This window comes from Asticcacaulis sp. YBE204 (assembly GCF_000495855.1).
In the GTDB taxonomy this organism is placed as follows: Bacteria; Pseudomonadota; Alphaproteobacteria; order Caulobacterales; family Caulobacteraceae; genus Asticcacaulis.
Window position 1 is genome coordinate 1 of record NZ_AWGF01000021.1, and the last position, 24,441, is coordinate 24,441.

General features: G+C 61.7%; 26 protein-coding genes and 1 pseudogene. 20 read left to right on the forward strand and 7 right to left on the reverse strand.

The genetic code is table 11. The features are described 5' to 3' along the window. On the reverse strand, positions 1 to 656 hold a 656-nt coding region (locus AEYBE204_RS38330), incomplete at its 3' end, for a hypothetical protein (RefSeq protein WP_200862203.1). A gap of 266 nt (positions 657 to 922) precedes the next feature. Between AEYBE204_RS38330 and AEYBE204_RS38335 the strand changes: the two genes are divergently transcribed. The 4 genes from AEYBE204_RS38335 to AEYBE204_RS40490 all read left to right on the forward strand — a co-directional run bounded on the left by AEYBE204_RS38335 (position 923) and on the right by AEYBE204_RS40490 (position 5,120). Further along, a complete protein-coding gene (locus AEYBE204_RS38335) occupies positions 923 to 3,511 on the forward strand; it encodes a TonB-dependent receptor (RefSeq protein ID WP_035442326.1) in 2,589 nt (862 codons plus the stop codon). Between the two features lie 17 nt (positions 3,512 to 3,528). Then, positions 3,529 to 4,398 (forward strand): tyrosine-protein phosphatase, encoded by an 870-nt coding sequence (locus AEYBE204_RS38340; RefSeq protein ID WP_023463966.1) that lies wholly within the window; start codon positions 3,529 to 3,531, stop codon positions 4,396 to 4,398. 196 nt (positions 4,399 to 4,594) lie between these two features. Further along, complete coding sequence (locus tag AEYBE204_RS38345; RefSeq protein ID WP_023463967.1) at positions 4,595 to 4,885, forward strand: hypothetical protein; 291 nt, start codon at positions 4,595 to 4,597, stop codon at positions 4,883 to 4,885. Positions 4,886 to 4,946: 61 nt separating this feature from the next. Further along, a complete protein-coding gene (locus AEYBE204_RS40490; RefSeq protein ID WP_023463968.1) occupies positions 4,947 to 5,120 on the forward strand; it encodes a hypothetical protein in 174 nt (57 codons plus the stop codon). Positions 5,121 to 5,842: 722 nt separating this feature from the next. Here the strand turns inward: AEYBE204_RS40490 and AEYBE204_RS38350 are convergent. From AEYBE204_RS38350 to AEYBE204_RS38365, 4 genes are read right to left on the reverse strand one after another with little or no spacing between them, the layout of a single operon-like run. Beyond that, positions 5,843 to 6,568: an SDR family NAD(P)-dependent oxidoreductase gene (locus AEYBE204_RS38350; protein ID WP_023463970.1), complete on the reverse strand. Its 726-nt coding sequence runs from the start codon at positions 6,566 to 6,568 to the stop codon at positions 5,843 to 5,845. Further along, a complete protein-coding gene (gene dgoD / locus AEYBE204_RS38355) occupies positions 6,562 to 7,713 on the reverse strand; it encodes a galactonate dehydratase (RefSeq protein WP_023463971.1) in 1,152 nt (383 codons plus the stop codon). The genes AEYBE204_RS38350 and dgoD overlap by 7 nt, the downstream gene beginning before the upstream one ends. A 25-nt stretch (positions 7,714 to 7,738) precedes the next feature. Beyond that, on the reverse strand, positions 7,739 to 8,437 hold the full coding sequence (locus AEYBE204_RS38360) for a FadR/GntR family transcriptional regulator (RefSeq protein WP_031231563.1): 699 nt from the start codon (positions 8,435 to 8,437) through the stop codon (positions 7,739 to 7,741). 50 nt (positions 8,438 to 8,487) lie between these two features. Continuing rightward, positions 8,488 to 9,921: a sugar porter family MFS transporter gene (locus AEYBE204_RS38365; RefSeq protein ID WP_023463973.1), complete on the reverse strand. Its 1,434-nt coding sequence runs from the start codon at positions 9,919 to 9,921 to the stop codon at positions 8,488 to 8,490. 177 nt (positions 9,922 to 10,098) lie between these two features. Between AEYBE204_RS38365 and AEYBE204_RS38370 the strand changes: the two genes are divergently transcribed. Then, a complete protein-coding gene (locus AEYBE204_RS38370; RefSeq protein WP_023463974.1) occupies positions 10,099 to 11,373 on the forward strand; it encodes a WD40 repeat domain-containing protein in 1,275 nt (424 codons plus the stop codon). Between the two features lie 16 nt (positions 11,374 to 11,389). On the opposite strand, the gene AEYBE204_RS38375 is transcribed toward AEYBE204_RS38370, so the two are convergent. Beyond that, positions 11,390 to 13,774: a serine/threonine-protein kinase gene (locus tag AEYBE204_RS38375; RefSeq protein ID WP_023463975.1), complete on the reverse strand. Its 2,385-nt coding sequence runs from the start codon at positions 13,772 to 13,774 to the stop codon at positions 11,390 to 11,392. Positions 13,775 to 13,776: 2 nt separating this feature from the next. Then, positions 13,777 to 14,337: an ECF-type sigma factor gene (locus tag AEYBE204_RS38380; RefSeq protein ID WP_023463976.1), complete on the reverse strand. Its 561-nt coding sequence runs from the start codon at positions 14,335 to 14,337 to the stop codon at positions 13,777 to 13,779. Between the two features lie 181 nt (positions 14,338 to 14,518). Between AEYBE204_RS38380 and AEYBE204_RS38385 the strand changes: the two genes are divergently transcribed. From AEYBE204_RS38385 to AEYBE204_RS41140, 15 genes and pseudogenes are all read left to right on the forward strand, one after another. Then, positions 14,519 to 14,734 (forward strand): hypothetical protein, encoded by a 216-nt coding sequence (locus AEYBE204_RS38385; protein WP_155908501.1) that lies wholly within the window; start codon positions 14,519 to 14,521, stop codon positions 14,732 to 14,734. 2 nt (positions 14,735 to 14,736) lie between these two features. After that, the gene (locus AEYBE204_RS38390) at positions 14,737 to 14,931 is read left to right on the forward strand and encodes a hypothetical protein (RefSeq protein ID WP_023463978.1); all 195 of its coding nucleotides are present in this window, start codon (positions 14,737 to 14,739) and stop codon (positions 14,929 to 14,931) included. After that, a complete protein-coding gene (locus AEYBE204_RS0120825; RefSeq protein WP_023463979.1) occupies positions 14,932 to 15,696 on the forward strand; it encodes a papain-like cysteine protease family protein in 765 nt (254 codons plus the stop codon). Between the two features lie 15 nt (positions 15,697 to 15,711). Next, positions 15,712 to 16,569: an SHOCT domain-containing protein gene (locus AEYBE204_RS39735; RefSeq protein WP_155908503.1), complete on the forward strand. Its 858-nt coding sequence runs from the start codon at positions 15,712 to 15,714 to the stop codon at positions 16,567 to 16,569. A 4-nt stretch (positions 16,570 to 16,573) separates the two neighbouring features. Next, positions 16,574 to 17,152, forward strand: a complete 579-nt coding sequence (locus AEYBE204_RS38395; protein WP_023463982.1) for a hypothetical protein — start codon at positions 16,574 to 16,576, stop codon at positions 17,150 to 17,152. Continuing rightward, positions 17,152 to 17,658 (forward strand): hypothetical protein, encoded by a 507-nt coding sequence (locus AEYBE204_RS38400; RefSeq protein ID WP_023463983.1) that lies wholly within the window; start codon positions 17,152 to 17,154, stop codon positions 17,656 to 17,658. Before AEYBE204_RS38395 ends, AEYBE204_RS38400 begins: the two co-directional genes overlap by 1 nt. Then, positions 17,655 to 19,139: a zinc-ribbon domain-containing protein gene (locus tag AEYBE204_RS38405; protein ID WP_023463984.1), complete on the forward strand. Its 1,485-nt coding sequence runs from the start codon at positions 17,655 to 17,657 to the stop codon at positions 19,137 to 19,139. The genes AEYBE204_RS38400 and AEYBE204_RS38405 overlap by 4 nt, the downstream gene beginning before the upstream one ends. 11 nt (positions 19,140 to 19,150) lie before the next feature. Beyond that, entirely contained in the window at positions 19,151 to 19,777 is a 627-nt protein-coding gene (locus tag AEYBE204_RS38410) for a hypothetical protein (protein WP_023463985.1), read from the forward strand. Continuing rightward, positions 19,777 to 20,220, forward strand: a complete 444-nt coding sequence (locus AEYBE204_RS38415) for a hypothetical protein (RefSeq protein WP_023463986.1) — start codon at positions 19,777 to 19,779, stop codon at positions 20,218 to 20,220. Before AEYBE204_RS38410 ends, AEYBE204_RS38415 begins: the two co-directional genes overlap by 1 nt. Positions 20,221 to 20,229: 9 nt before the next feature. Further along, positions 20,230 to 20,775 carry a hypothetical protein gene (locus tag AEYBE204_RS38420; RefSeq protein ID WP_023463987.1) on the forward strand — a complete coding sequence of 182 codons (546 nt, stop codon included), beginning with the start codon at positions 20,230 to 20,232 and terminating at the stop codon, positions 20,773 to 20,775. Positions 20,776 to 21,145: 370 nt separating this feature from the next. Next, positions 21,146 to 21,532 (forward strand): hypothetical protein, encoded by a 387-nt coding sequence (locus tag AEYBE204_RS40495; RefSeq protein ID WP_155908505.1) that lies wholly within the window; start codon positions 21,146 to 21,148, stop codon positions 21,530 to 21,532. 5 nt (positions 21,533 to 21,537) lie between these two features. After that, entirely contained in the window at positions 21,538 to 22,029 is a 492-nt protein-coding gene (locus AEYBE204_RS38430) for a hypothetical protein (protein ID WP_023463989.1), read from the forward strand. A gap of 239 nt (positions 22,030 to 22,268) precedes the next feature. Next, the gene (locus AEYBE204_RS38435; RefSeq protein ID WP_023463990.1) at positions 22,269 to 23,531 is read left to right on the forward strand and encodes a site-specific integrase; all 1,263 of its coding nucleotides are present in this window, start codon (positions 22,269 to 22,271) and stop codon (positions 23,529 to 23,531) included. After that, on the forward strand, positions 23,528 to 24,181 hold the full coding sequence (locus AEYBE204_RS38440; RefSeq protein ID WP_023463991.1) for a hypothetical protein: 654 nt from the start codon (positions 23,528 to 23,530) through the stop codon (positions 24,179 to 24,181). Before AEYBE204_RS38435 ends, AEYBE204_RS38440 begins: the two co-directional genes overlap by 4 nt. Positions 24,182 to 24,285: 104 nt before the next feature. Further along, positions 24,286 to 24,438, forward strand: a pseudogene (locus AEYBE204_RS41140) (helix-turn-helix transcriptional regulator); the annotation flags it as partial. Between the last annotated feature and the right edge of the window lie 3 nt (positions 24,439 to 24,441).

Sequence of the window (24,441 nt, forward strand, 5' to 3'; positions counted from 1 at the left end):
CGCGCATGGACCGAGCCGTCGACCAGAACCGGCGCGGCGAAGCGCTGGGTTTCCCGGCGGGCATGATCGCGCAGAGGCCCCGCCCCCGCCTCGCCGTCGCGCAGGGCCCGCGCCCACGCCACGCAGGTTTCGGACAGGCAGGCCCGGTCGAAGGTCTCGCGCCAGCGAATGCGGTGCAGAAAGCTTTCGCCATTGAAAAAGAGGCGCAGTAGTTCGGCCTGCGCCGTCATACCCGTCCGCTCGGCCACCTCGTCCCAGAAGCGCACCCACAGACCGTGCCATTGACGGCGGGCATCGATAAAGTCCGGGTTGCGCGCCGCCAGCATCTGACACTCCGTCCAGGCAAAGGCCAGATCGGCCTGCCCCCGGCACCAGTCGTCGATCAGCGCCGCCAGCATGTGCCCCAGAGCCTCCGGCGGCAGGGTCCCGGCGTCGAACCGTCCAAATCTGGACAGGGTTTCGTCGCACCACAGGATCGCCTGTGCGATGGCGTCGGCCTGAGCCGAACATAACATCTGTTCAAAACTGCCAAAATAGTAATTAATTTGTGAGGCCTGGGCATGAGCATTTTGCGCCACAAGGCGCGCGCTCATCTGGTCGCGCCCATGCGTCCGCCACAGACTATTGACCGCCCCCAGAAGGCGATCGGCCGCCATGATCTTTTGATCCGAAACGCTTTTTACGCCAACATAGTGTTCCAAAAGACCGACCGACCCTGCGTACGTATATAATTACCACCTCCCCTCTATAAACCGCTTCGGGCCGGTCGCGCCACAATCAAATGTGGTTAACGTACGTTATAATTCTTTTATATAATCGTTCAAATTATTACATACAAACGTTCTAATTCGCACCCCACGATCTTTCATGCCTGGGGCACATCATGTTCACTTCCTGTAAAAACAACTTCCGGGCGGCCGCCATGGCCAGCCTGTCCACGCTCGCCTTTACCGCCGGTATGGCGTCGGCCAATGAGGCACCCGCGCCTGCGCCGACCGACGACGTCACCGACGTCGTCGTCTATGCGCCGTTGCGCGACTCGCAACTGGCCGCGCTGCGCGAACAACGCAACGCCGACAACCTCGTCAGCGTCATCGCCTCGGACACGGTCGGGCGCTTCCCGGACCAGAACTCCGCCGCCGCCCTGTCGCGCCTGCCCGCCGTCGCCGTTCAGCGCGACCAGGGTCAGGAGCGCTATATTCAGGTGCGCGGCGCGCCGAACCGCTGGACCAGCGTCTCTTTCGACGGCGTGCCGGTGATCGGCGTCGATGAAGGTGGCGCGGGCCGCGCTTTCCGCTTCGACGCGGTCCCGGCGGTCATCCTGCAATCGCTGGCCGTCAACAAGTCGCTGACGCCGGACCTCCCCGCCGAAGCCGTGGTGGCGCAGATCGATCTGCGCACCTATTCGCCGATGAACCGCAAGGGCTACGACGTTCAGGGCGAACTGGGCCTCGGTCAGATGGAACTGGGCGAAGGCGAGCAGCGTCAGGGCAGCCTTCGCGGCGCGTGGTCGAACGGCACCTTCGGCGTCATGGCCGCCGTGTCGCACTACCGCCGCGAACAGATCACCGACAACCGCGAATTCGCCTACGACACCAACCACGTCCTGTCGTCGTTCGACGCGCGCAACTACCGTCTGGTGCGTGAAAACAACGGCGCGTCGCTGGGGCTGGAATGGCGTCCCGCCGAAGGCCACGAACTGTTCCTGAAGTGGGTGTCATCGGAATTCAACGACGACGAAGAGCGCAACCACTATACCTTCCAGCTCGGCAGCGCCCTGTCCGGCACGCGCACGGCGACCGGCGGCGATCTGGTCGGTGTCCCCGTCCGGTCGACTGCCGAATTCGGCGAATACCGCACCAAGAACGAACTGACCACGCTGGGTGGTCAGCACGCTCTCAACGACGGCTGGGGTCTGAGCTGGCGTCTGAACAGCACGAAGATGACCAACGACACCTATCTGCCGTTGCTCATGCAGAACCAGCAATTGAACCCGCTGCTCCGTCCGTCGATCTCCTATAAGCTCGATGACCCGAACTTCCCGATCATCAGCCTGTACAAGACCGTGACGGGCGCGACCGCCGGGACCTACGCCCGCGGCGCGGCGACGACCGGTTTCGACCAGAGCGCCTTCGATTTCAATATCGCCCTGCCGATCGTCTCGAACATCAAGGCCGATAGCTGGACCGCCAAGGCCGACCTGACGCGCGACACCGGCAACTGGGTCTACAAGCTGGGCTATCAGCACGATCACCGCGAGATCGAAGGCAATACGATGGGGCAGCCGACCGTCATTCTGACGGCGCTTCTGCCGCGCATCGGCCAGAGCGATCTGAAAGCCTCGGACTATGTGACGGGCGAAGCGTGGAGCACCGGCTTCCCGCTCGGCATCAGCCTGAACTATCTCGACAACCGCAAGATGCGTAACGATATGGAGACCAGGCTGAACGCCTTGGCCGCTGCGGGGCTCTACAACCCCGCCGCCAATATCGACCCGACCAGCCGCTACGACATCACCGAAAAGCTGACGGCAGGCTACGGCATGGCCAAGGTCGTCTTCGACGGCGGTCAGGTCGTCTTCGGTGCCCGCGTCGAGACCATGAACCAGCGCATCGCCGGCTTCACCAAGTCCGGCACGGTCATCACCCCGCTGGTGGTCGAAAACGACTATACCGACCTGTTCCCCAGCATCAACGCGAAGTTCGACCTGTCGGACAAGATCGTCCTGCGCGGCGCCATCCAGCGCGGCATCGCTCGTCCCTCCTTCGGCGCCATCCGTACCGGGGCCTCGATCAACGACACCTCGTCGCCCGGCACGATCTCCGGCGGCAACCCATACCTCAAGCCGGAATATACCTGGGGCACGGATGTTTCGTTCGAATATTACATCGCGAAGGATAGCGTCGCCTCGGCGGGCTTCTTCTATCGTAAGGTTGACAACGTCCTCTACGACTCCAAGACCAAGATCACCACTGACGCCTACGACGCCAATGGCCTCGACCGTACCGGCTACGACTTCACCTCGACCCTGAACGGCGACAACGGCAAGCTCTACGGCCTTGAGTTCAACTATCAGCAGACCTTCTCGACCTTGCCCTCGCCCTTCGATGGTCTGGGGGTCAGCGGCAACCTCGCCCTGCTCGACGGCGAATTCGACACCCCTGCGCGCAAGGGCGTACCCTTCCCCGGCACCTCGAAGACCATCGTCAACACGTCGGTTTCTTACGAGAAATACGGCGTCTCGGCGCGGCTGTCGTACCAGTGGCGCGACGACTGGGCCGATACGCTCGGCGGTCTGGGCCTCGGCTCGGGCGGCGACGAATACCGCAAGGCCTACGGCAATCTCGACCTGACCCTGCGCTATGCGGTGAACAAGAACATCACCGTCTTCGCCGACGCCTCCAACCTGACCGACGAGACCTACATCGCCTATGAGGGCGACGTGAGCCACCCGTCGGAAGTCGAACAGATCGGCCGCCGCGTCCTCGTCGGCCTGCGTTTCAACTACTAAAATAAAGGATAAAACACATGAAACTCCGCCTCAAAAGCGTCGCCGCTGCGGCGCTCCTCTCCACCGCGTCGTTCGCGCCGATCGCCTTCGCGCAGACGCCCGCCGCGACCGCCGAAGCCCAACCGCGCCTGATCGCCATCGAGGGTGGCAACAATTTCCGCGACCTCGGCGGTTACAAGACCACCGACGGCCACGAAGTGAAGTGGGGCGTCCTCTACCGCTCGGCGGCGATGAACCGCATCACGCCCAAGGGCTTCGACGAGCTGCGCCAGCGCGGCATCAAGACCAATGTCGACTTCCGCGCCACGCAGGAACGTCAGGGCGCGCCGATGGTGTGGCCCGCCGATATGGGCGTCACCGTCTATGCGCAGGACTACGACATGGACACGACGCCGTTCATGGCCTTCTTCGCGCAGAAGGACGTCACCGCCGAACAGACCCGCGCCATGATGGCGACCTTCTATCGCGACGCGCCGTTCAAGTTTGCCGGTCAGTACAAGCGCCTGCTGCGTCTGATCATCGATGGCGACACGCCGCTGGTCTATAACTGTTCGGCGGGCAAGGACCGCACGGGCGTCGCCACGGCCCTGATCCTGACGCTGGTCGGCGTACCGCGCGCCACGGTGACCGAGGACTACCTGCTGTCGAACCGGTACTACAAGCCCGAAATACCCGCCGCCGGGGCCAAGGAAGACCCGCAGATGGCCGCCTTCCGCCGCCTTCCGCCGGAAGTCCTTCAGGCCCTGATGGGCGTCGATGCCCGTTATCTCGATGCGGCGTTCGCGGCGATTAACGAACGCGAGGGCGGCTGGCAGCGCTATGTGCGCGAAGACCTCGGCCTGACCGCCGAGGACGAAGTCAAGCTCAAGGCGCGCCTTTTGAAGTAAGGGTTTGAGGCAACTGCGCCGATTCTCCGGGTCGGCGCGGTTTCATTTTTGACGCAAACGACAACCTTTTGTTAAGTTTTGACTTGCGGTTTCATTTTTGACGCAAACGACAACCTTTTGTTAAGTTTTGACTTCACGCCACACGGGACTTGAGCCATAGTGGGCACAGTAAGGCAAAAGTCGACGAAGGTGCGTAATGGCATTGAATGGAGACTACGTGTTCCGGCCGGGCGAACTGTCCGATCCGGTCAGGGCTGATCTGGGGCTGCCGGACAATGCCTGGTTTATCGTCCTCGATCCCGACCATCACCGGGCCTATTATATCGACCGTCAGGGTTCGCTTTTCGAACAAACCATCGTCCATGACACTCCGGCGACGCTTGAGGCCGCCGTCAGGGACAAGCCGGTGCAACCCGCCCGAAGCCTGCCCTATCGCATACGCGCCCCCAAGCCATCCATCGATAGCGACCGCCTTATGTCGGTTTAGCCGGGAGTCTGCCTCAGCAGGCTTACTATATAATGGAAGAACACTGACTGCCGCAAATTTTGTGACTCGCGAGCAAGCGCGTCAGGCCTTCGACCGGCTACGCCGTGCCAATGTCGAGGCCAGATATTCCGCCGATTACACCGTCAGCGACGAAGAACTCGACTGGCTCACAGACCGCGTCACCCGCCTGCAAGACACCGTCAGGGCCCTCTGCGACGAGCGGATCAGCCGTTAAAGGCGACAGTGCCGTCAGGCGCATTGATTAAATGGATGTTTTGCCAAGACACAGCACGCGCTGCGACCGACGGCACTGTAAATAGGCCCATCAAGTCAAGGATCTATGGCCTCGACAACTACATGCCTCCTGATATCTTGCCGATCACCGGCAAGATATCAGGAGGCATGTTTAAGTTCATAAACACAGGTATTTAGTCAAAACAGCCTCATGGCGCAATCACGAACTCCCTGTGTGTAGACAAAAATTTAACCAAATTAGGAAAAGTTGCTTTTATATTATGGTAATAATAAAATTTACATCACAAAAATAAAGTCAATTTAATTTTATTTTTTAATCTTAATACTCCAAAAAATACTTGAAACAAGAAAAGTTCCTATTGCCGCTATATATATATTGCATTTAATTCATTATTTTGTTTTTTTGTCATATATAAAAATCCATCACCTTTTTGCGAGAAAACGTAGCTAAAGGTTGAATCTTTTTCCAAAACCCAACTTTCATTTATTTCTGATGTTATCTTCGAATATGAAAATAGCAGGTAAGCCGCTATCAAAGATGTTAAAATTCTCATAGAAAACAATATGTACATTCTCATTTTAATAATCCCGAAATTAGCAATCTTTAGGCCTAAATCCCGTGATATTCCTGCACTCTTGCGCTTTAGTTGGCTTTGGGGCGGGCTCATTTAGTGGTGCGGTTTGAGGAGGCGAGTGCGGCACTCAGAGCTTGGCCAGACGTCCGCCGTCCACGACCATCGACGCCCCGGTAACGAAGCGCGCTTCGTCACTGAGCAGGAAGGCCACGGCGGCAGCGATGTCCTCGGGCTGGCCGATATCGGCGGGGTCGATGATCTCAGCGCCGGATTTGATGTTCGGGCTTTCGCGCAGCATCGGCGTGTCGATGGCGCCGGGCAGGACCGCATTGGCGCGGATAGCTTTCGGCTTGCCCTCGATCGAGGCCGTGCGTGCCAGAGATGACAGAGCCGCCTTGGCTGCCGCATAGGGCGCAACCAGCGGCGAGGTCTGGTGCGTGTGGATGCTGCCGACAAAGACGAGGCTACCGCCCCGGTCCATTGTGGCAAAGGCGCGTTGCGTCAGGTGCGCGGCAGCGTAGAAGTTGATCGACATCAGACGATGCCAGTCGTCGCCGGTCAGCTCAGCCAGCCCCTTGTAGATCATGGCCCCGGCGACATTGACCACACCATCAATATAGCCATACCGAGCTATCGCCTCGTCATAGGCCGCCTTGACCGCTGCCTCATCCGACACATCGCACGGCAGAGCCAAAACCCCCAGTTCGGTCGCCACGGCCTCAAGCGCTTCGGCATTGCGGTCGATCAGGGCCAACTGTGCCCCCTCGCCCGCCAGATATCTGGCCGTCGCCTCACCGATACCGCTGGCCGCGCCGGTAATCAGAATCATCTTGCCGGAAAACCGCTTCACCATTCCCTCACGAAACCATCCGGGCCGCGCCAGACCGGGTTCCGCCACGGCGGGCAGTCGCGGCTCAGACGGCGCACCTTGTCTTCATCGACTTCGACGCCCAGACCCGGCCCGGTCAGGGCGGCGACCATGCCGTCCTTAACCTCGAAGATTTCGGGATTGGTCATATAGCTCAGCAGGTCGTGCCCGCCGGTATTGTAGTGGATACCGAGCGACATTTCCTGAATGACGAAGTTGGGCGTCGCCAGCGCGATCTGCATACAGGCGGCCAGAGCGATGGGCCCCAGCGGACAGTGCGGGGCGATGGCGACGTCATAGGCCTCGGCCATGGCGGCCATGCGGCGGACCTCTGAAATACCTCCCGCGTGGCTCAGATCGGGTTGCAATATATCGACCGAGGCCGCTTGCAGAAACGGCTTGATGTCCCAGCGGCTGTAAAGGCGTTCACCCAGCGCGATGGGGATGGTGGTCAGTTTCGACAACTGCTCGATGGCTTCGGGGTGTTCGCTAAGCAACGGTTCCTCGATGAACAGCGGTTGCAGCGGCTCCAGCGCGCGGGCCAGTTGTTTGGCCATCGGCTTATGCACCCGACCGTGGAAGTCGAGTCCGGCGTCCATGCCCTCGGCCTTGACGGCTTCGAGACGACCCAGCGTGGCGTTCAGGGCGCGCGGGCTGTCGAGCCAGCCCATCTCCTCGGTACCGTTCATCTTGACGCAATTGAAGCCCTGCGCCTTACGCACGCGGGCGGCCTCGACGACGTCCGATGGGCGATCGCCGCCTATCCACGCATAGACCGGCACGAAATCGCGCACCTTACCGCCCAGCAACTGATGTACCGGTACGCCCAGCGTTTTGCCTTTCAGGTCCCACAGCGCCTGATCGAGGCCGGAAATTGCCGACATCAGGACCGGGCCGCCGCGATAGAAACCGAGGCGATAGGCGGTTTGCCAGACATCCTCGATGCGTTCGGGGTCGGTGCCGATAAAGCGGTCGCGCAGGGATGCAAACGCCCCTTCGACGGCCTCGGTGTGGCCTTCCAGCGACGCCTCGCCCCAGCCGACACGCCCGTCTTCGGTTTCGACACGCACGAACAGCCAGCGCGGCGGGACAGGGAAGGTTTCGATCTTTGAAATAGGCGAGGCAAGCATTTGAAATTACACACTGAGTTCGGGTTTACTTAATCTGACTTCTAACGAGGTCCAGCGCCCCTTCGAGCAGACGGAACATCGCCGTTTTGGCACCGTCGGCGTCGTTGGCAAAGATGGCCTGTGCTACCGCATCGTGGTCGGCGGCGCTGGCCGTGCGGCCCTTGACGCGGTTGGTGTAGCGGATGCTGATGGTGAGCGCCGTGGCGATCATGACGCGAGTCTGTTTCAGAAAGCGGTTATTGCTGGCGTCGAGCACCGAGACATGGAACGCGACATCCGCCGACAGGTCGTCGTCTTCGCCGCGCTCGGCGGCATACATCCGGTCGATGGCCTTGCGAATGGCGGCTTTCTGATCGGCGCTGGCATGGACCGCCGCCAAAGCCGCCCCCGCCGGCTCGACCGCCAGACGCATCTCCATGAAATCGAGAAGCAACTCCGGCGAGAAGCGTCGCCCCAGCAGCCAGGCCAGCACATCCGGATCGAACAGGTTCCAGTCGTCTTCGGGCGCGATACGGATGCCCTGACGGGGTCGCGAAGATATAAGTCCCTTGGCCGACAGCATCTTCACCGCTTCGCGCACGATGGAACGCGCGGCATCGAACTGTTCCGCCAATGCCTTTTCGGTCGGAAAGGCCTGCCCGTCATACTGGCCCGTCACAATCGCCGCGCCCAGAGTCTGGACGATGGTGTGCGTGGCATTACCGGTACGGACGGGCGTGGTCATATCCGCAGGCATAGTCAGATGCGAGGATTCATACAAGCGTCAGGCCCTCATCACCGCAGACCCAGCTGCGTTTCGATCTCTTCCAGCGACTTGCACTTGGTTTCCGGCACGAAGCGCGCGATCAGGGCAAAGCCGATCAGGCAGAATATCCCGTAAACCCAGAAGGTACCCGCCGCCCCCAGCGCCTTGTTCATCAGCGGGAAGGTGAAGGTGACGCCAAAACAGGCGATCCACAGGGCCGAGACCGAGATCGACATGGCCAACCCCCGAACACGCGTCGGGAAAATCTCCGACAGCAGCACCCAGGTAATCGGCGCCAGCGACATGGCGTAAAGCGCGATGACGGCCAGAGTCAGGCCCAACACCAGCGGCCCGGTCAGCCCCATGAAAAAGGCTCCACCCAGCAGGGCATGGATGATCGCCATACCGCCTGCGCCCCACAGCATCAAGGCGCGCCGTCCGGCCCTATCGACAAAGGCGGTCGCCACCAGCGTGAAAATCAGGTTGATCGCGCCGGTGATAACGATATTGAACATGATGCCGCTGAGGTCGTAGCCTGCACCGCGGTAGATTTCTTCGGCATAGTTGAAGATGACATTGGTGCCGCTCCATTGCTGAAGCACGGCCAGCCCGATCCCCATCAACAGCACGGCAAACACGGCGGGTTTGAGCAGCTCGCGCCAGTTAGCTTGCCCCGTGTCGCTACGCAGACCCTGCGCAACGTCTTCCGTCTGGGCCTCGGCGTAGGCCTCGCCGCCGATGCGAGCGAAGACGGCCTTCGCCTTGTCGGCCTTACCCGCCTTGACCAGCCAGCGCGGGCTTTCCGGCACAAGGAAGGCGCAGACGAGGAAGATCAGCGACGGCACGGCGACGGCGGTGAACATCCAGCGCCAGCCGAACTGCCCGACCCACGACGCGCTCAGCGCCTCGGCCGATAGCTGCGTGCCCGATCCGGCGATCAGCAGATTGACGATCTGCGCCCCCAGAATACCGACCACGAGCGTCAGTTGGTTGAGCGTTACCAGACGCCCGCGCCACGCCGGCGGCGCGACCTCGGCGATATAGGTCGGCGACACGTTCGAGGCCATGCCAATCGCGACCCCGCCCAGAATGCGCCAGACGATGAACAGGTCGAATGAGGTCGCCCAGCCGGTCAGGATCGACGAGACCGCAAACAGAAACGCCGACAGGATCAGCAACGGCTTGCGCCCGAAACGATCCGACAGCAATCCGGCGATGATCGATCCGACCAGACACCCCAGCAGCGCGCAGCTATTGGCCCAGCCGATCAGGGCTTCGGAGGTCAGATTGAAATAGGCTTCGTAAAAGGGCTTGGCGCCGCCGACCACGACCCAGTCGTAGCCGAATAACAGCCCCCCCAGCGCCGCAACGGCGGAAATCATCCAGATATAGATAAGATTGAGCTTCGCTGGCGGCCCCCGTCCCTCAGCCGATGAACCCGCCGCACCTGTGACCACAACCATTTCCAACCCCTGACCTGTTTGCTTTTTTTGTCTTTATTGAGGACATGAAACCGCGAGTCAATATTTATAATATATATATTATAAAAATGAATACCCCTCTGCCTTTCGAATTCGCAGATGGAATTCACGCGCGTTTACCGTTAGCCTGCTCGACAAAATACCGGGGAGCGTGTGGGGATGAAAAGCAAAACAGGTTATCAGTGGGTCGTGGTATCGGTCATCCTGTTTATCGGACTGTTGGGGCTCGGATATCTGGCCGTCACGATGGCGCAGACCGCCGCTGAAGACCGGTCGAAAACCCTGACCGTGCTGGCTCAGGAGGCTCTCGACCGATCGGATTTTGAAAGCGCCGCGCGTTTTGCCCTTGCCGCGATGCAAGGGCACGAGTGGCCTGTGATCGGCGTCGATGTCGACACGGCGGAGGCGGTTCTGGCTGAAACGGTCGCCAGGTCTCCGGCCCTGGGTAAGCGAATATATTTCAAGCACAGCGTGGACGCGGTGGCCTATTCGCCGGACGGCCAGTATCTGGTCACTTCCAGTCCTCCCGACGGCCTACAGATATGGGAGGCCAAAACCCATCATTTGCTGGATTCCGCCCCGTTGCCGCAAGAGGCCACAGGCGTCACCAACCTCGCCTTTTCCGCGGACGGTCGGTCGCTCGTCTCCGACGAAGACTGGAGCTGGACGCTCCATCCGCCGACCGACGGCAAGCCCGGCCCTAGCCTGAGCCAGACGCCAAAAGGCGCCCCATCCAAGGCCTACACCCTGATCATGGACCTGAAAAACAGCGACAGGGAGACCTATCTGACGCATTCCCCGGATGGACGCACGGTGCTGGCGGCCGAGGACCTGCGCCTGCGGGTCTGGAATGTGCGCGACCATAGCGTGATCTCACGCGATCTGAGCCCGGACGTCTATCTCGACCATGTGATCGAAGGGGCGTGGTATTCGCCCAACGGCAAATATGTGGCCATCCATTCGGGTACGGCGATCATTATACTCGACGGCAAAAGCCTTGCCTATGCCGGGGGCATAGTCCGTCTCGACGACAGTCAGACGGTCTGGTCGGCTAAATTTTCACCGACGGGCGAGCGCCTTGCGGTCATGACAGATTCGACCACCGTCCAGATATTCAGAACCGCAGATATGGAGCCTGAGGGTCCGCCTCTGCGGCAAATCGGTTTGGTTCAGGATGTCGCCTTTTCTCCGGACGGCAAAACCCTTGCTGTGGCGGGCGGCGACGGCCAGGTCAGGTTCTGGGACGTGACAAAAGGACGCCCGAGCGGTCGGAACGCCTTAAAAGGTCAGGCTCTGATCGATGAAGCCTGTCGTCGCCTCCTACCGGGAGCGGTTTCCCGTTTCCGTGAACAGGAACTCGATCACGCGCCGTTACTGAGTAAGCAACGGAATGCCGATGCCTGCCACGAGTCGCGGCAAATCTCTGCGCGTTGATTATGGCGGACCGGTCTTATATTTCCTTCCCCAGTCCCGCCCGCGGCGGCTGACAGGCCCTGGCGAGGAAATCCTTCACCTCGGCATAGCCGTTATCGCGATCGGTTGCGGTGAGCTGACCGCGCCGGGCCAGCAAGGCGAAATTGTCGCGCGTCTGAACCCAGGCTTCGCAGGCCTTGTCATAGCGTCCGGCGTTATAGAAGTTCCCGCCGCGCGTCGCCATAGCCGTCGTCTGACTGCGGATAGCGCCCGGTGCATCCCCAGCCCGGGCGACCATGGTCCGGTGCGCCGCCATGACCTCGTCGCTGATGCGCTCGGCGGCATCATACTGCTTTTGATCGGTCAGGACCTGCGCATAGACCTCGCCGGTAATCGCCACCAGTTGCAGCACCCCGTTGTCGTCGGGATCGCGTTTCGCCCAGTCGCGCGCTAAGCCATAGGCCTCCGAAATGGCCGCCTGCGCTTCCGGGTCGCGCATATTGGTCCGGTGGACGACGGCGCTGTACCACAGGGCGATGATCAGGCCGCGTTGCGTCTTTGGATTGTCACGCTCCAGCTTCACCCGCGCCCTGTTGACGCTGACCGCCTCGGCTAGGGTCGCCTTCGCCTCGTCGGCGCGTTTCAGCTTGTGCTGAGCTTCGCCCAGCAGCCGAAGGCTGGAACTGCGCGCCCCCAGCACAATGGGATCGTCGCGCAGGGTCGCGGGCAACCCCTTGTAAAAGCTATCCGCCCGCAGCATGACCGTGCGCATGGTCTCATAGTCGTTGTCCCAGCCATAGGCATCGCCCTCGGCCTGAATGGCGAGAATATAGGCATTGGCCAGTTTCGCATCGCTGGTCGCACGGTCCTTGAGCAGGGCCTGTACCTTCAGCGCCTGTTCGCGCGCCGCCTTCGGATCGTTGTTGTTGTAGAGGTTGGTACCCGACTGCTCCAGCAGCAGGTCGGCATAGGCCTTTGCGGCATCGGCATTGTCAGGGTTTTGCTCATGGACGGCTTTCAGAATGCCCTCGCCGCGCGCCAGCAGGGCATTGGCGTCGGCATAGCGCCCCAGCGAGCTTTCCTGTCCGCCGCCGACGACCTGCGCCAGACGCACGAAGCCCTGACCGGCCTCGATGCGCACCGCCACCGGCGCGCGGGCGTCGTTGGCCAGTTTGTCGAGATAGTCGACGCCGGTTTTCGCCAGCATCTCGCGCGCCTGCGTGGCGCCGGAGACCTTGCTCACCTCGTCATAGACGTCGAACAGCAATGTATTGGCGATGGCGCGCGTCTCGTTGAAGCGCTGCTCGGCCTCGGCCAGAGCCGCCTCGGTGCGGGCATTGGCCACCAGCACCCCGCCGAACGCGACGACAATGGCCACGCCCGCCGACACCCCGGCCAGCACCGGCAGGCGATGACGACGGAAGAATTTGCGGAAGACATAGGTGCCCTCGCGGCCCACGGCCTCGACCGGATAGCCCGTCCGGTAGCGCTCGATATCGGCCAGCAGCGCATCGACGCCGGGATAGCGGTCGGCGATCTCCGTCGCCGAGGCGCGGGCGGCGATGGCACTCAGTTCAGGCGATGCCGGCTCGATCAGCTTCGTCAGCAACCGGCCCAGCGAATAGACGTCCGCCGCCGTCGTGACCTCCGTATGGGTCAGGCGCTCCGGTGCCGCGTAGCCCGGCGTCAAGCTGAGCCCCGCAATCGACGCCGACCCGCTCATATGGGCCTCCGCCGGGTCTTCGGGCGGTTTGGCGATGCCAAAATCAATCAGCTTTACCACCCCCTCGTCGGTGACGAGGATGTTGGACGGCGTCAGGTCGCGGTGGACGATCAGGTTGCGGTGCGCAAACGCCACGGCGCGGCAGACGTCGCCGAACAGGCGCAGCCGCGTGTCTTCGTCCGGACCGCGCTCGGTCACCCAGTCGAACAAAGGCAGGCCGTCGACGCATTCCATGACGATATAGGGCGCGCCGGTGTCGGTTTCGCCACCGTCATAAAGCTGCGCGATGTTGGGGTGGCTGAGGCGCGCCAGGGTCTGGCGCTCGCGTTCGAACCGCTCGATCAGCGGCGCGGACATCAGTCCGGTCTTGATGATCTTGATGGCGACCGTGTGGTGAAAATCACCCGTCATCCGCTCGCCGCGATAGACCGCGCCCATGCCGCCGCGCCCGATCAGGCCGGTGATGCGGTAGGCGCCGATGCGCGCCGGGTCGGCTTCGGGCTCCAGCGCGTCGGTCGCCGCGCCGGTCTTCAGGCTGATCAGCGAATCCGCCCGCAGCATGGCCAGCAACCGCTCGCGCAGGGCCGTCTGGCCTTCGGTCTGGGTTTCGATCCACGCCAGACGGTCAGGCGACGGGATATCGAGCGCCTGACCGAAAAGGGCAATCGCCTGGCGTTCGGTTTCAATAGGGTCGATCATACTCAGGCCTGCTCGACCGGGTGCATCAGGGCATCGGTCAGCCACGCCCGCGCCACCAGCCATCGCCGCTTGACCGTCGCTTCGGACAGGCCGCTCACGGCTGCGATGTCCTCGACCGTCATTCCACCGAAATAGCGCATTTCCACCAACTCCATCAGGGCCTCGTCTATGGCCTTCAAACGGATTAGCGCAGAATTGAGCGCATTCAGGTCAAGGCGCTGATCGCCTTCGATGCGAGTGGTCAGTTCGACCTTCTTATGCTGACGCTTGTCGCTCTGTTTCGAACGCACATGGTCGATCAGGATATTGCGCATCATGCGCGAGGCCAGCGCGATCAGATGCGCCCGGTCGGAGACCTCGATGCGCTCGACCTTCATCAGCTTCAGCACCACATCATTGATCAGGTCGCCGGTCGACAGCGAAGAATTGACCTCGCGCCGCAGCCGCGCGGCGGCAATCTGGCTGAGTTCGGGATAGAGCCGTCCGATCAGGCGGTCGCGCGCCTCAGGCAGACCGTCGCGCCATTGTCCCATCAGGACGCGCGTATAAAATTCCTCGGCCATCCCTTACCCTCGCGCCCGGTCCGGTCCTTATTTTACACCACGCTTTCGCGCTTTTGTCGAAACGAAAATCAGCGTTCGCCGAGCGTCGTGATTTTTTTATACCTCCTGTGAGCCGTTTTGCCGCGATGACACGCTGAACCTGATGAAAGGCCCTGATGAGGGCCGCTTCGGGGACTTCGCCATGAACGACAAGCTCGCGAAATTACGACATTTCGATTTCAGCTCGCTGGTGCTGGGCAATGGCCCGGCGCGCTACCTGATCGTCGCCGCCCTGCCGCTGGTCTTCTACCTGATGTCGATGTGGGCCATGCAGGCGCAGATCAACCAGATGCAGCAGCAGATCATGCAGCCCATGATGCCGCAACAAGGCTTTCAACAACAACAGCCGGGGTTCTGAACATGACCCGCCCCTATGACCAGCCGAGCTTTGCCGACAGCCGGTTCCGGACGCTTAAGATACGGCTGCTGCTGTTCTTTCCGATCATATTTGCGACGCTCTTCGTCATCGGTGTCTGGAACCGGTATGTCGCCCCCGACAGAGCCATCGATAACAGCGCTTACGTGTCGTCCGCCACCGCCACGCGAGAGAAGTAGATGGACCAGCCGCCGTTTCCCATCACGAAAGACTACCGCTCAGGCTCGCGCGCCGGCCTGTTCGGCAATCCGCTGGCGCTCGGCCTCGTGGTTCTGCTGGTCATCGTTCTGGGCGGGCTGAGCACGGTCTATGTTCAGCTCATGCCGAAACCGGCGCCGGCCATCACCCCGGATCTGCGCGGTCCCGGGCCGATACCCGGACCGACGCCGGGGCCGATCGTCCCCGCCGCCACGACGCTCGACCCGGCCAACGTGCCGGAAGACCTCAGCCCCGTCGACCTGCCGATCGAGAACCTGCGCCAGGAAACCCAGGTCTGGTGCTGGGCCGCCGTATCGCAGCAGATCATCGCCGCCAGCCGTGGAATGCCGCAAACGCCTTCGCAGTGCGCGCTGGTCGCCATGGCCAACGGGCAGCCGCCGGAGGTGTGCTGCGGCGGGCAGAACCCCAACTGCGTCACGACGGGCTCGCTGCAACAGATTCAGGGCCTGATCCAGCAGTTCGGCGGCCGCACCTCGACCTATGCCGAGCCCACCGACGCCATGACGCTCTATCGCACCCTCAAGATGGGTCACGCGGTGATCATCGGCATCGACGCCGGTCAGGGCATGGGCCACGTCGTCGTGGCGCGCGGCATGTCGTTCCAGCAGACGCCCAACGGCGTGGTGCCGCTGGTCCATATCAACGACCCGATGGCCTATTACACGCAACCCGTTCCCTTCAATCAGGTCGCCGCCGTCTGGCGCATGGCCATCATCGTCAACTAGATCGGGATTTTTTCCATGAACCAGATCGCCCCCACACCGCCAGCGTCTGCCTCCGATGTGCCGTGCCCCGGCTGCGGCGTCGCCAACCGCGCGGGCACCCGCTTCTGCTCGGCCTGCGGCACCGCCCTCACCCCTGCACCAACCCCCGTGCCGCCACCGTTGCCGCCTCAAATCCCCGGTCGCAGCTTCGCCCCCGGCGCGGCGGGACTGGGGCACGTGACCGTCGATAAACACGCCGATGTCGCCCTGCCCGCCGATCAGGCCTATCAACGCGCCGAAGCCATCCTGAGCGAGATGAAGGCCGATATCGCCGCACCGATCCCGCCCGCGAGCCTGATGGCCCTCATCCCGCACAAGGGCTTCGGCAATCCGATCCGCTTCCGCTGTCAGGTCATGATCCAGCCGACCGGCCCGACCTCCAGCCGCGTCGCCTTCGGCATCAGGACCGACTGGAACTCGACCTTCCTGACGCTGGGGATCATGGGCGGCATCTGCCTGTTCAATATCTTCTTCCTGACCGCCGCCGTTGGGCTTCTGGCGCCGCTGTTCTCGATCGCCGCGATGGGGTGGATCGTCTACGACTATGCGACCGCCATTCCCAATCGTATCGGCAAGCAACTGGGGACGCGCCTGACCTCCGGCGTCAGTGCGCCCGCACCGCAACCCGCTCCCATAGTCGCCATGACACCGGCTGCCCCTCCGCCGCAGCCCGCAGCCCCGCAAGCGCCCGTGCCTGTGCCGCCCGCTCCCCTGCCGACGGAAGAAACCGACATCATCGCCCGTATCGAGAAGCTGGCGGTCTTGCGCGACAAGGGCCTTCTGTCACCGGAAGAATACGAGTCGCGCCGCACCGCGCTTCTGGACCGGCTCTAAGACCATGCCCCGTCGCACCGCATCTGACACCTACTGGAAAACCGTCGAAGCCGCGACGCTAACCCCGGCGGGCGCGGTGCAGGCGCAGATCGACCGCGCCGTGCTGACCTGCGGTTTCCAGCCGCAAACCCTGTCCGGCGAGCCCCTGACCCGGACCTGCGAGCGACGCGAATGGCCTTTGGGGGTGCCGACGCGCTATCAGTGGCTGATCCGCGTGCGCAGTGACGCCGACGCGACCATCCTGTCGGTGCGGGTCGGGCTGCGCACGGGGCTCGACTACTATCTGGCCCTGCTCGTCGCCTATGCCGCCGCGATGGGCTGCGTGCTGGTCATGGCCGAACAGCCGGGCCTTATGGTCTGGCTTGTACCGGTAGCCGCGGCTTTGTTCCTGTGGCCGGCATTGCATGCGGTTGCCACGCGGCTGAGGGCGCGTGTGCTGGAAAAGCCGCTGTGGACAGCGCTGGAAGTACTCAGGCCGTGGCTGTGGACGCGCACGATCCGCCGTTCGCTCAATCAGGCCTATGGCGAGGATCAGATCACCGACAGCCGCGAACTCACCATGCCGTCCAAAGGGGGCCACTGATGAGCGTCCATACCTATGCCAGAGTTTCGCGCGCCCAATCGCGTCAGTCGGTTCAGCGCCTCGATCCCGCCGTCCGCGCCGCCTTGACTGGGGCCGGGTTCCGCATCTGCGCCCGCGACCTCGACGATGACGAAGAGGCCGATACCGACGTCTGGATCGGCGCCGAAAAGATCGCCGCCCTGCCGGACCTGCCCGTCCGCCATTGCGGCAGCGTATGGATGGACACCGAAGGCCGCCGCACGCACATCCAGTTGACGCTGGAACTGAGCGCCACCGCCGGCACGTGGCAGACCGTCGTTGCCTTGTTCGTCAGCCTGCTGATCTTCGGACTGGCCGAGTTTCTCATGCCCGGCCTGATCTGGTTGTCGCTGATCCCGTTATTCTGGTTCCTCGTCGCCACCGTCGCGCTGAACCGGCAGCAGAGCCGTCTTGAAAAACGCTTCTGGGCCGCCCTGTCCGGCGCCGCGGATCTCAGCCCGCTTGAGAAAAGCTGGGTGCAAAGATGACCGACAACGCACCCCGTTTCTGCACGCATTGCGGCCATAGCCTGCTGCCCGGGGAACGCTTCTGCGGCAGCTGCGGTACGGCGGTCGGGGCCGAGCCCGCGCCCGTCCAACCGTTCCACGGTCATTACGGCCACTGCCCGACCTGCGGCGGCGATGGCGCGCGCCTGCCGAAATCGAAGCCCTTCTGCGTCACCTGCCGCTGGCTGAGACCCTTATCGGCCAATTACCACATGCCGGTCGACTACCTGATGTGGGACCTCGACGCGGCGGCGATGAACGCGCTGCGCAATTCCGGCCCAATCAATGCGGCGGCCCAGGCCATATCGCAGCGCGTGGGCCGCCCGTGGCTGGAGGCGGCGGTTAACGGCCTGCGGCTGGGGCCCGATCAAATGCCGGACCTGTTCGATCAGGCGGTTTTGGCCGCGCGCATCGTCGGGCTCAACCACATGCCGGAAATCTACACCTCCGGCGATCAGATGTGGGACTGCGTGACGCTGGGCGACGAAACCGGGGCGTTTGTGGTCGTGGGCTCCGTCCTGCTCAATTTCGGCCCGCGCGAGTTGCTCTACCTGCTGGGGCGCGAGATGGGTCACGTCGCGGCGGGTCACGCCATGTGGAACACGGTCGCGCGTTTCATGACCGGTCAGTCGTCACAGCGCACCATCATGGGCGAAGGCGTGATGCAGTTCATCAACCCGGCCAAGATCGTCGAAAGCGCGGTGGAAGCGCCGCTGATGGCCTGGGCACGGCAATCGCAGATCACGGCTGACCGCGCGGGCGCCATCTGCGTCGGCGACCCGGCCATCGTGCGGCAGGTGACCCTGCAATGGGCGATGAAGTCGTTCCCCGTCATCAAGAAGCTCAATCTCGACGCCCTTGAGCGTCAGATCGCCGACAGCGTCAACGGCGCGCATCAGATGGCCGAGATGACGCTCGGCAACCAGCCGTTCCTGATGCGCCGCCTGCGTCTTCAGGCCGAGTTTTCGGCGACCTCCGACTTCACCCAGTGGCGGCGCGTCATCGACCACTGGATCGCCGCCGAAAAGCCGCCGGAGATCGTGAACACCGCCAAGCCGTCCGGTCTGAAGGCCGAACCGGTCGACGACGGCCACGTGCGGCTGAGCTGCATTGCCTGTTCGGAGCCCCTGCGTTTCGACCGCTCGAAGTTCCAGAACGAGGTCGATGCGCTCAAGGTGCGCTGCCCCAATCCCGACTGCCGCAAGGTGCTGGAGGTCCGCCCCGCCCCGCCGAAATCGGCCAAGATCGAACGCATCGCCCCGGAACAGGACGACAATTCGCTCAGCCTCGACTGCGCCGCCTGTCACCGGCCCCTGCGCGTCCTGCGCGCGGCGCTGGCGGGCAAGGCCGAGGCGAAGATCCGCTGCCCCAACCCGGACTGCCGTACCGTGCTGACCGTGCGCCCGCCGCCTGAGAAAGTGCCAGAGAAACTACCTGACAACCCTGACCTTTATGCCGATTGAGGAGACAGACCATGGCTGAGAACCCTTACGAAGCCCCCGACCTGCCCGATACACCGCCCGCGCCGCCGGGCTATATCATCGACCCGGTCACGGGTCTGCCCGTGCCCGACCCGCAACCCTCGGACGCGCAGTTCGCGCCGGGTCAGGACCTGCCGCCGGGCTACAGACAACCCGACGAACCGGTGGCTCCGCCGCCAGTCGAGGCACCGGTGATCGTGCCGCCGTCCAACCTGCCGAACCATATCGAGCGTCCTCAACCGGACGATGAGATCATCGACGCTGCCGATGGCGAGATCAGCGAGGCCAGCCCGGTCGATGGAGGGATTGTCGATGAAGGCGAGGTCGCCATGGGCGGTGGTCTGAACGTCAATATTCAGGGCGTGCTGGACGCGGCCAGAAACCTCGACGGCGGCGACGGTGCCCTGCCACCGGAAGCACGCGAGGCGACCGGCAGTGTGTTCGACGGGATGCGTGAGGCCGCAGGCCATATCCGCGAGATCGGCGAACAGGTGCTCGACGCCAATCCGGCGCACGACGACATCTATGAGGCCGCGCCTGCCGAGGTCCACGAGGCCGAGGTCGCCGCGCCCGATACCGACGAAGACCCCGCTGACGATCCTTACGATACGGATCAGTAATGCCGCACGGTTCCCAAATTACAGAGAGGGGCATCACCGACGCCGCCGACGGGCGCATCTTTGAGGCCGGGACCGACCCGGCCATCGAGGCGGCGGACGGCAACATCCTCGACGCCGAGCCGTTTTACGGCAGCGACGAGGAACGCCGCACGCAGACGCTCGGCGGCGCGGCGGCGGCACAGGCGGCGCAAGCCACCGCGACGACTACGGCGGACCCGGACCATACCTCGACCCAGACGCCGCAGGCCCGTCAGCGCGACCCGCTCGACAATCCCGCCGACGACAATCCCGTCTATGGCGGCGACACGACCCCGGAACCGGCGGCGACCGCCGAGGAACCGACCAATCCCTACCTCGTCCGCGACGATCCAGCCGACGATCCTGCCACTGCTACAGATGACACCCCCACAGACGATGCGTCCGCTGATGCCGGCGGCGAATAGGAGACGACCATGCCTGAGAACGAAACCCTTGAAGAAACCTACCGCGTCGAAATCGCCAACCTGTCCGAGGAGGGCCGTGAGGACGTACTCGACGCGATCGAGGCCAACCCCGCCCTGTCGGCGGACGAAGCCGAGGCCCTGATCGACCGCACCGAGGCCGCCGACAAAAACCGCGAGGACTTCGACGCCCTGCAAAAGGATCAGGAGCAGCTGATGAAGGACGGCGAGTGGGAAACCGCCCGCGACCGCGCGCAGGAGGCCGAATACGAGATGCGCGAGGTCGAGGACCTGGGCGGCGATGCCGATACTGAAATCCTCGAAGCCGAAACCGATGTCGCCGAAATCGACGAGGCCATGGACGAACATGAGGCGAGCGAACAGGCCGCCGATGACGCCGCCGACTTCGCCGATCGTGGCATGGAGGGTGCGGCGGAAGTCTACGGCGAAAGCGCCGCCGATCACGCCGCCAATTCCGCCGACAATGCCGGCGCCGCCTCACCCAACGAATATAATGCCGACCACGACGTCGATGGCGACGGCACCTACGACGCTTAGATTTTTGTCGCGATATTGTCGTCGAAAACCCCAAAGACACTTCTTGGCACTTTTCGACATATCGCTCTGAATTTGAAAGAGACAGACGATGCAAACCCTTCGAATCCTGTGCCTTCCGCTGGCCCTCTGCGCGGCACTGAGCGCCTGCGACCAGCCCGGAACGCCGATGCAGGGCCAAAATCAAAACCCTAATCAGAACCAAAACCCCAACAACCAAAACCCCGCCTACGCCAATGGTCCGGCCCCCTATACGGGACAGCAGCCGGGCCAACAGCCCGGTCAAAACCCCTGGCCTGGACAGGGTCCGGCGAATACCCCCCCAAATCCGCAAAACCCCCAGTTTCCGGTTAACCCCAACGGCCCGGTGAATATGCCGGGCACCGGCGCGGCCACGGGTCAGCCGCTTCAGCTTCAAGGCGCACCCAATGGCATGACCCGCCTCAATTCGCAGGCCGGTCACGTCTATCGTCAGCAACTGAGCGGCAACGGCCCGGTCCCGCAGCAGTCACGCACCTATTACGACGTGCTGGTCAAGTATTTCGACGCCCCGCCTCAGGTTCTGGGCTATCAGGACGACCCTTCGGGCCGTATGGCACAGGTGGGCTTTTCGGCGACCAAGAACGGCGCACCGGTCATGGCCATGCTTACGGTGACCGGTACTGGCAACGGTCCGGCGACGGCGTTTTTGTTCATGGACTCGCCCGAGCGTTTCCAAAGCTCGATGCCGGCCATGATGGCGTCGGTTCAGGGACAATAGGCGACATGGCGGAAGGGCTGGGCCTTGTCTGGCTAATGGCGCTCAGCCCCCTCACCGACCCGCCCCCCAGCCTCATCGACATCGAAGACGGCCCCGTGACCTTCGCCATGAGCGAATATCTGCCGCCCGCAAAGGTGAGCGCCCCCTATCCGCTGGGTCGGGCGTGGCTGATCTTCCCCGACGGCACGCCCGATACCGAAGGTCGCGCCGTGCCGGTGACCCTCACCCTGACCTTCGCCTATGGCGTCGATTTAAGTAGCGTGTCCGGCACTTGCCGGGCCGAAGCGCGACTATGGAGTTGCCGCCTGAAAGACGGCTGGGGTGGTCGCATGACGATTCAGGCCGGGCTGAGCGGCCTCAAGGTCGATTTCCCATCACCCGTCAGGTTGATGGAGGACCGGCAACGCTGGTGGTCATCACGTCATCCTTACGACGACGATTTCTACGCCCACTGGATTGAGGGCGGCATGTCTATGCGTCACAGCCCCGCATTTTGAAGGTTGGCGGCCTCTAAAAATAGCAATAAAAAGCCGCCCCTTAAGGCGGTTACAAATCTCATAAATCAGATGGCGGAGACGGTGGCCGCCATTTTCCTGTTCCACGCAGTCACGTACGCCGCCAAACATTATATAAGCATCGGTTTTATAACGAATTTAATATCCCCTTGTGTTTCTATCCGTAACCACCATAATGGATTAGTCACATCTGTTTAGGCGGGTATTTAGAAGGATAAGCCATGCCCCGCGTCGCGCGCGAATTGAGCCCGTTAGATATCAAACGTCTTCAAAATCCGGGTCGCGGCAAGAACGTTTCAGTTGCGGTGGGTGGTGTCTCCGGCCTTCTGATTCAGATCACGCCAGCAGGTGGTAAGAGCTGGATACTCAGGACCCATATTGGCGGCAAGCGTCGTGAAATTGGTTTGGGTGGGTTTCCAGACGTGTCTCTTTCCCAAGCCCGCGACCGCGCGCGTTCTGCCAAGGAACAGGTTTGGAATGGCGTGGACCCGATTGAGGAGCGTAAGAGCAAGAGATCGGCCCTCGTCTCAGCGCAAAAGCGTGGGTTAAAATTTAAGGATGCAGTCGAGAAGTATCTTGAAACCAAGCTTGGCGAGTTCAAGAACGAGAAGCACAAAAAGCAATGGCGCTCGACGCTTGACACATACGCGGCCCCTGTTCTGGGAGACATGCTCGTCTCTGAAATTCAAATCACAGATGTCCAACGCGTCCTAACGCCGATCTGGAATGAAAAGACGGAGACCGCCGTTCGCTTGCGCGGTCGGATAGAACTGGTCTTAGCCTGGGCGACCGTGGCCGGAAACCGGACGGGCGATAACCCGGCTAGGTGGCGCGGCAATCTGGACGCTGTTTTGCCGAAGCCGGGAAAGGTCGCAAACGTTGAAAATCAGCCAGCTATAGGTCTCGCAGACGCCGCGAAGTGGTTTGCCGCTCTTAAGGACAGAAAGGGCACCAGCGCCAGAGCCTTGGAATTTCTCGCGATGACGGCATCAAGATCGGGAGAAGTTCGCGGCGCTAAGTGGTCAGAGTTCGACTTCGAGGCCGGTATCTGGACCGTACCGGCTGAGCGAATGAAAATGAAGCGGGAGCATCGGGTTCCGCTCACGCCAGAAGCCGTGAGCCTTATTCAGGGTATGCCAAAATTCAAAGACGTTGAATTTGTTTTTGCCGCTGTGCGCGGTGGCACTCTAAGCGATATGTCGATAAGCGCCGTCATGCGTCGGATGCATCAAGACGCAATAGATGCGGGCCTACCGGGATGGATAGACGCGAGGTCAAAGCGTCCCGCCGTGCCGCATGGCTTAAGATCCACTTTCAGGGACTGGGCCGCCGAACGCACAGAATACCCTCGCGATATGGCAGAAATGGCGCTGGCGCATAATGTCGGAAGCGAGGTCGAACGCGCTTACAGACGGACTGATATGGTCGAGCGTAGGCGGGCAATGATGGCAGAATGGAACCGCTTTCTAGCGGGCGGTGCATGATGCACAACGATCCGGCATTTGAGGTCATTATGCGCCATTTGAACCTCAATGAAGAGGCGGCCCATGTATGGGTCGATTACATCGCAAAATTTACCTACGGAGAGTCTGCACCTATTTACGATTTATTACATGATATTAATAACTTGGAGAACCTTGACCGCGCCCTGACTACCGTCGTAACCGCCCTCGAACCCTCAACAATGACGGGAGCCGCCCATAACAGATTAAACATGAGAATCTCTTTCGGTGCGCATTTAGAAAACATTTCAGGCCAACGGCTCGACACATTGGACGAAAGCATTCTCAAATATATCGAAATAGATGGTAAAGCGGCGCATGGATCATTGCGCGCGCTCGAGGAGAATATTGCTAATATCCGAACAGCAATTCGTCTTACAAAACGGGATATAGAGCAGTCCAAATCTTCAGTTAAAGGAATATCGCGCATAAATTTGGATGGCGTTCAACTAGTAAACTCAGCGCGAGATGTGTGGAAATTATCAACTGGAAAAACCGCTCCGGCACGAGGATTAAACCCGGCATCGCCTTTTGGAAAATTTCTCTACGACTTATTTGAAGCATTTGAAATCCCTGGCGATGCAAAGTCCGCGTTCACCGCTTGGGTAAAGCATGTGCATACTTCCGGCTAAAAAGACCGCGCACCTGAGAACGACCGACGGCGAAAGCGCCTAATATTGGAAGACCTCAATCAATGAGGTTTCACCATGTATCTATCTGAGACAAACAAGTAGCCGACCGCTTCGGCGTTTCTCGCATCTCGATTTGGCGCTGGGCCAAGTCGGACGATATTGCTTTCCCCAAGCCTGTTTCTCTCTCCCCCGGCTGCACACGCTGGAAGCTTTCCGACATTGAAACGTGGGAATCCTCCCGCCCGGTCGCGGCGTAGGGA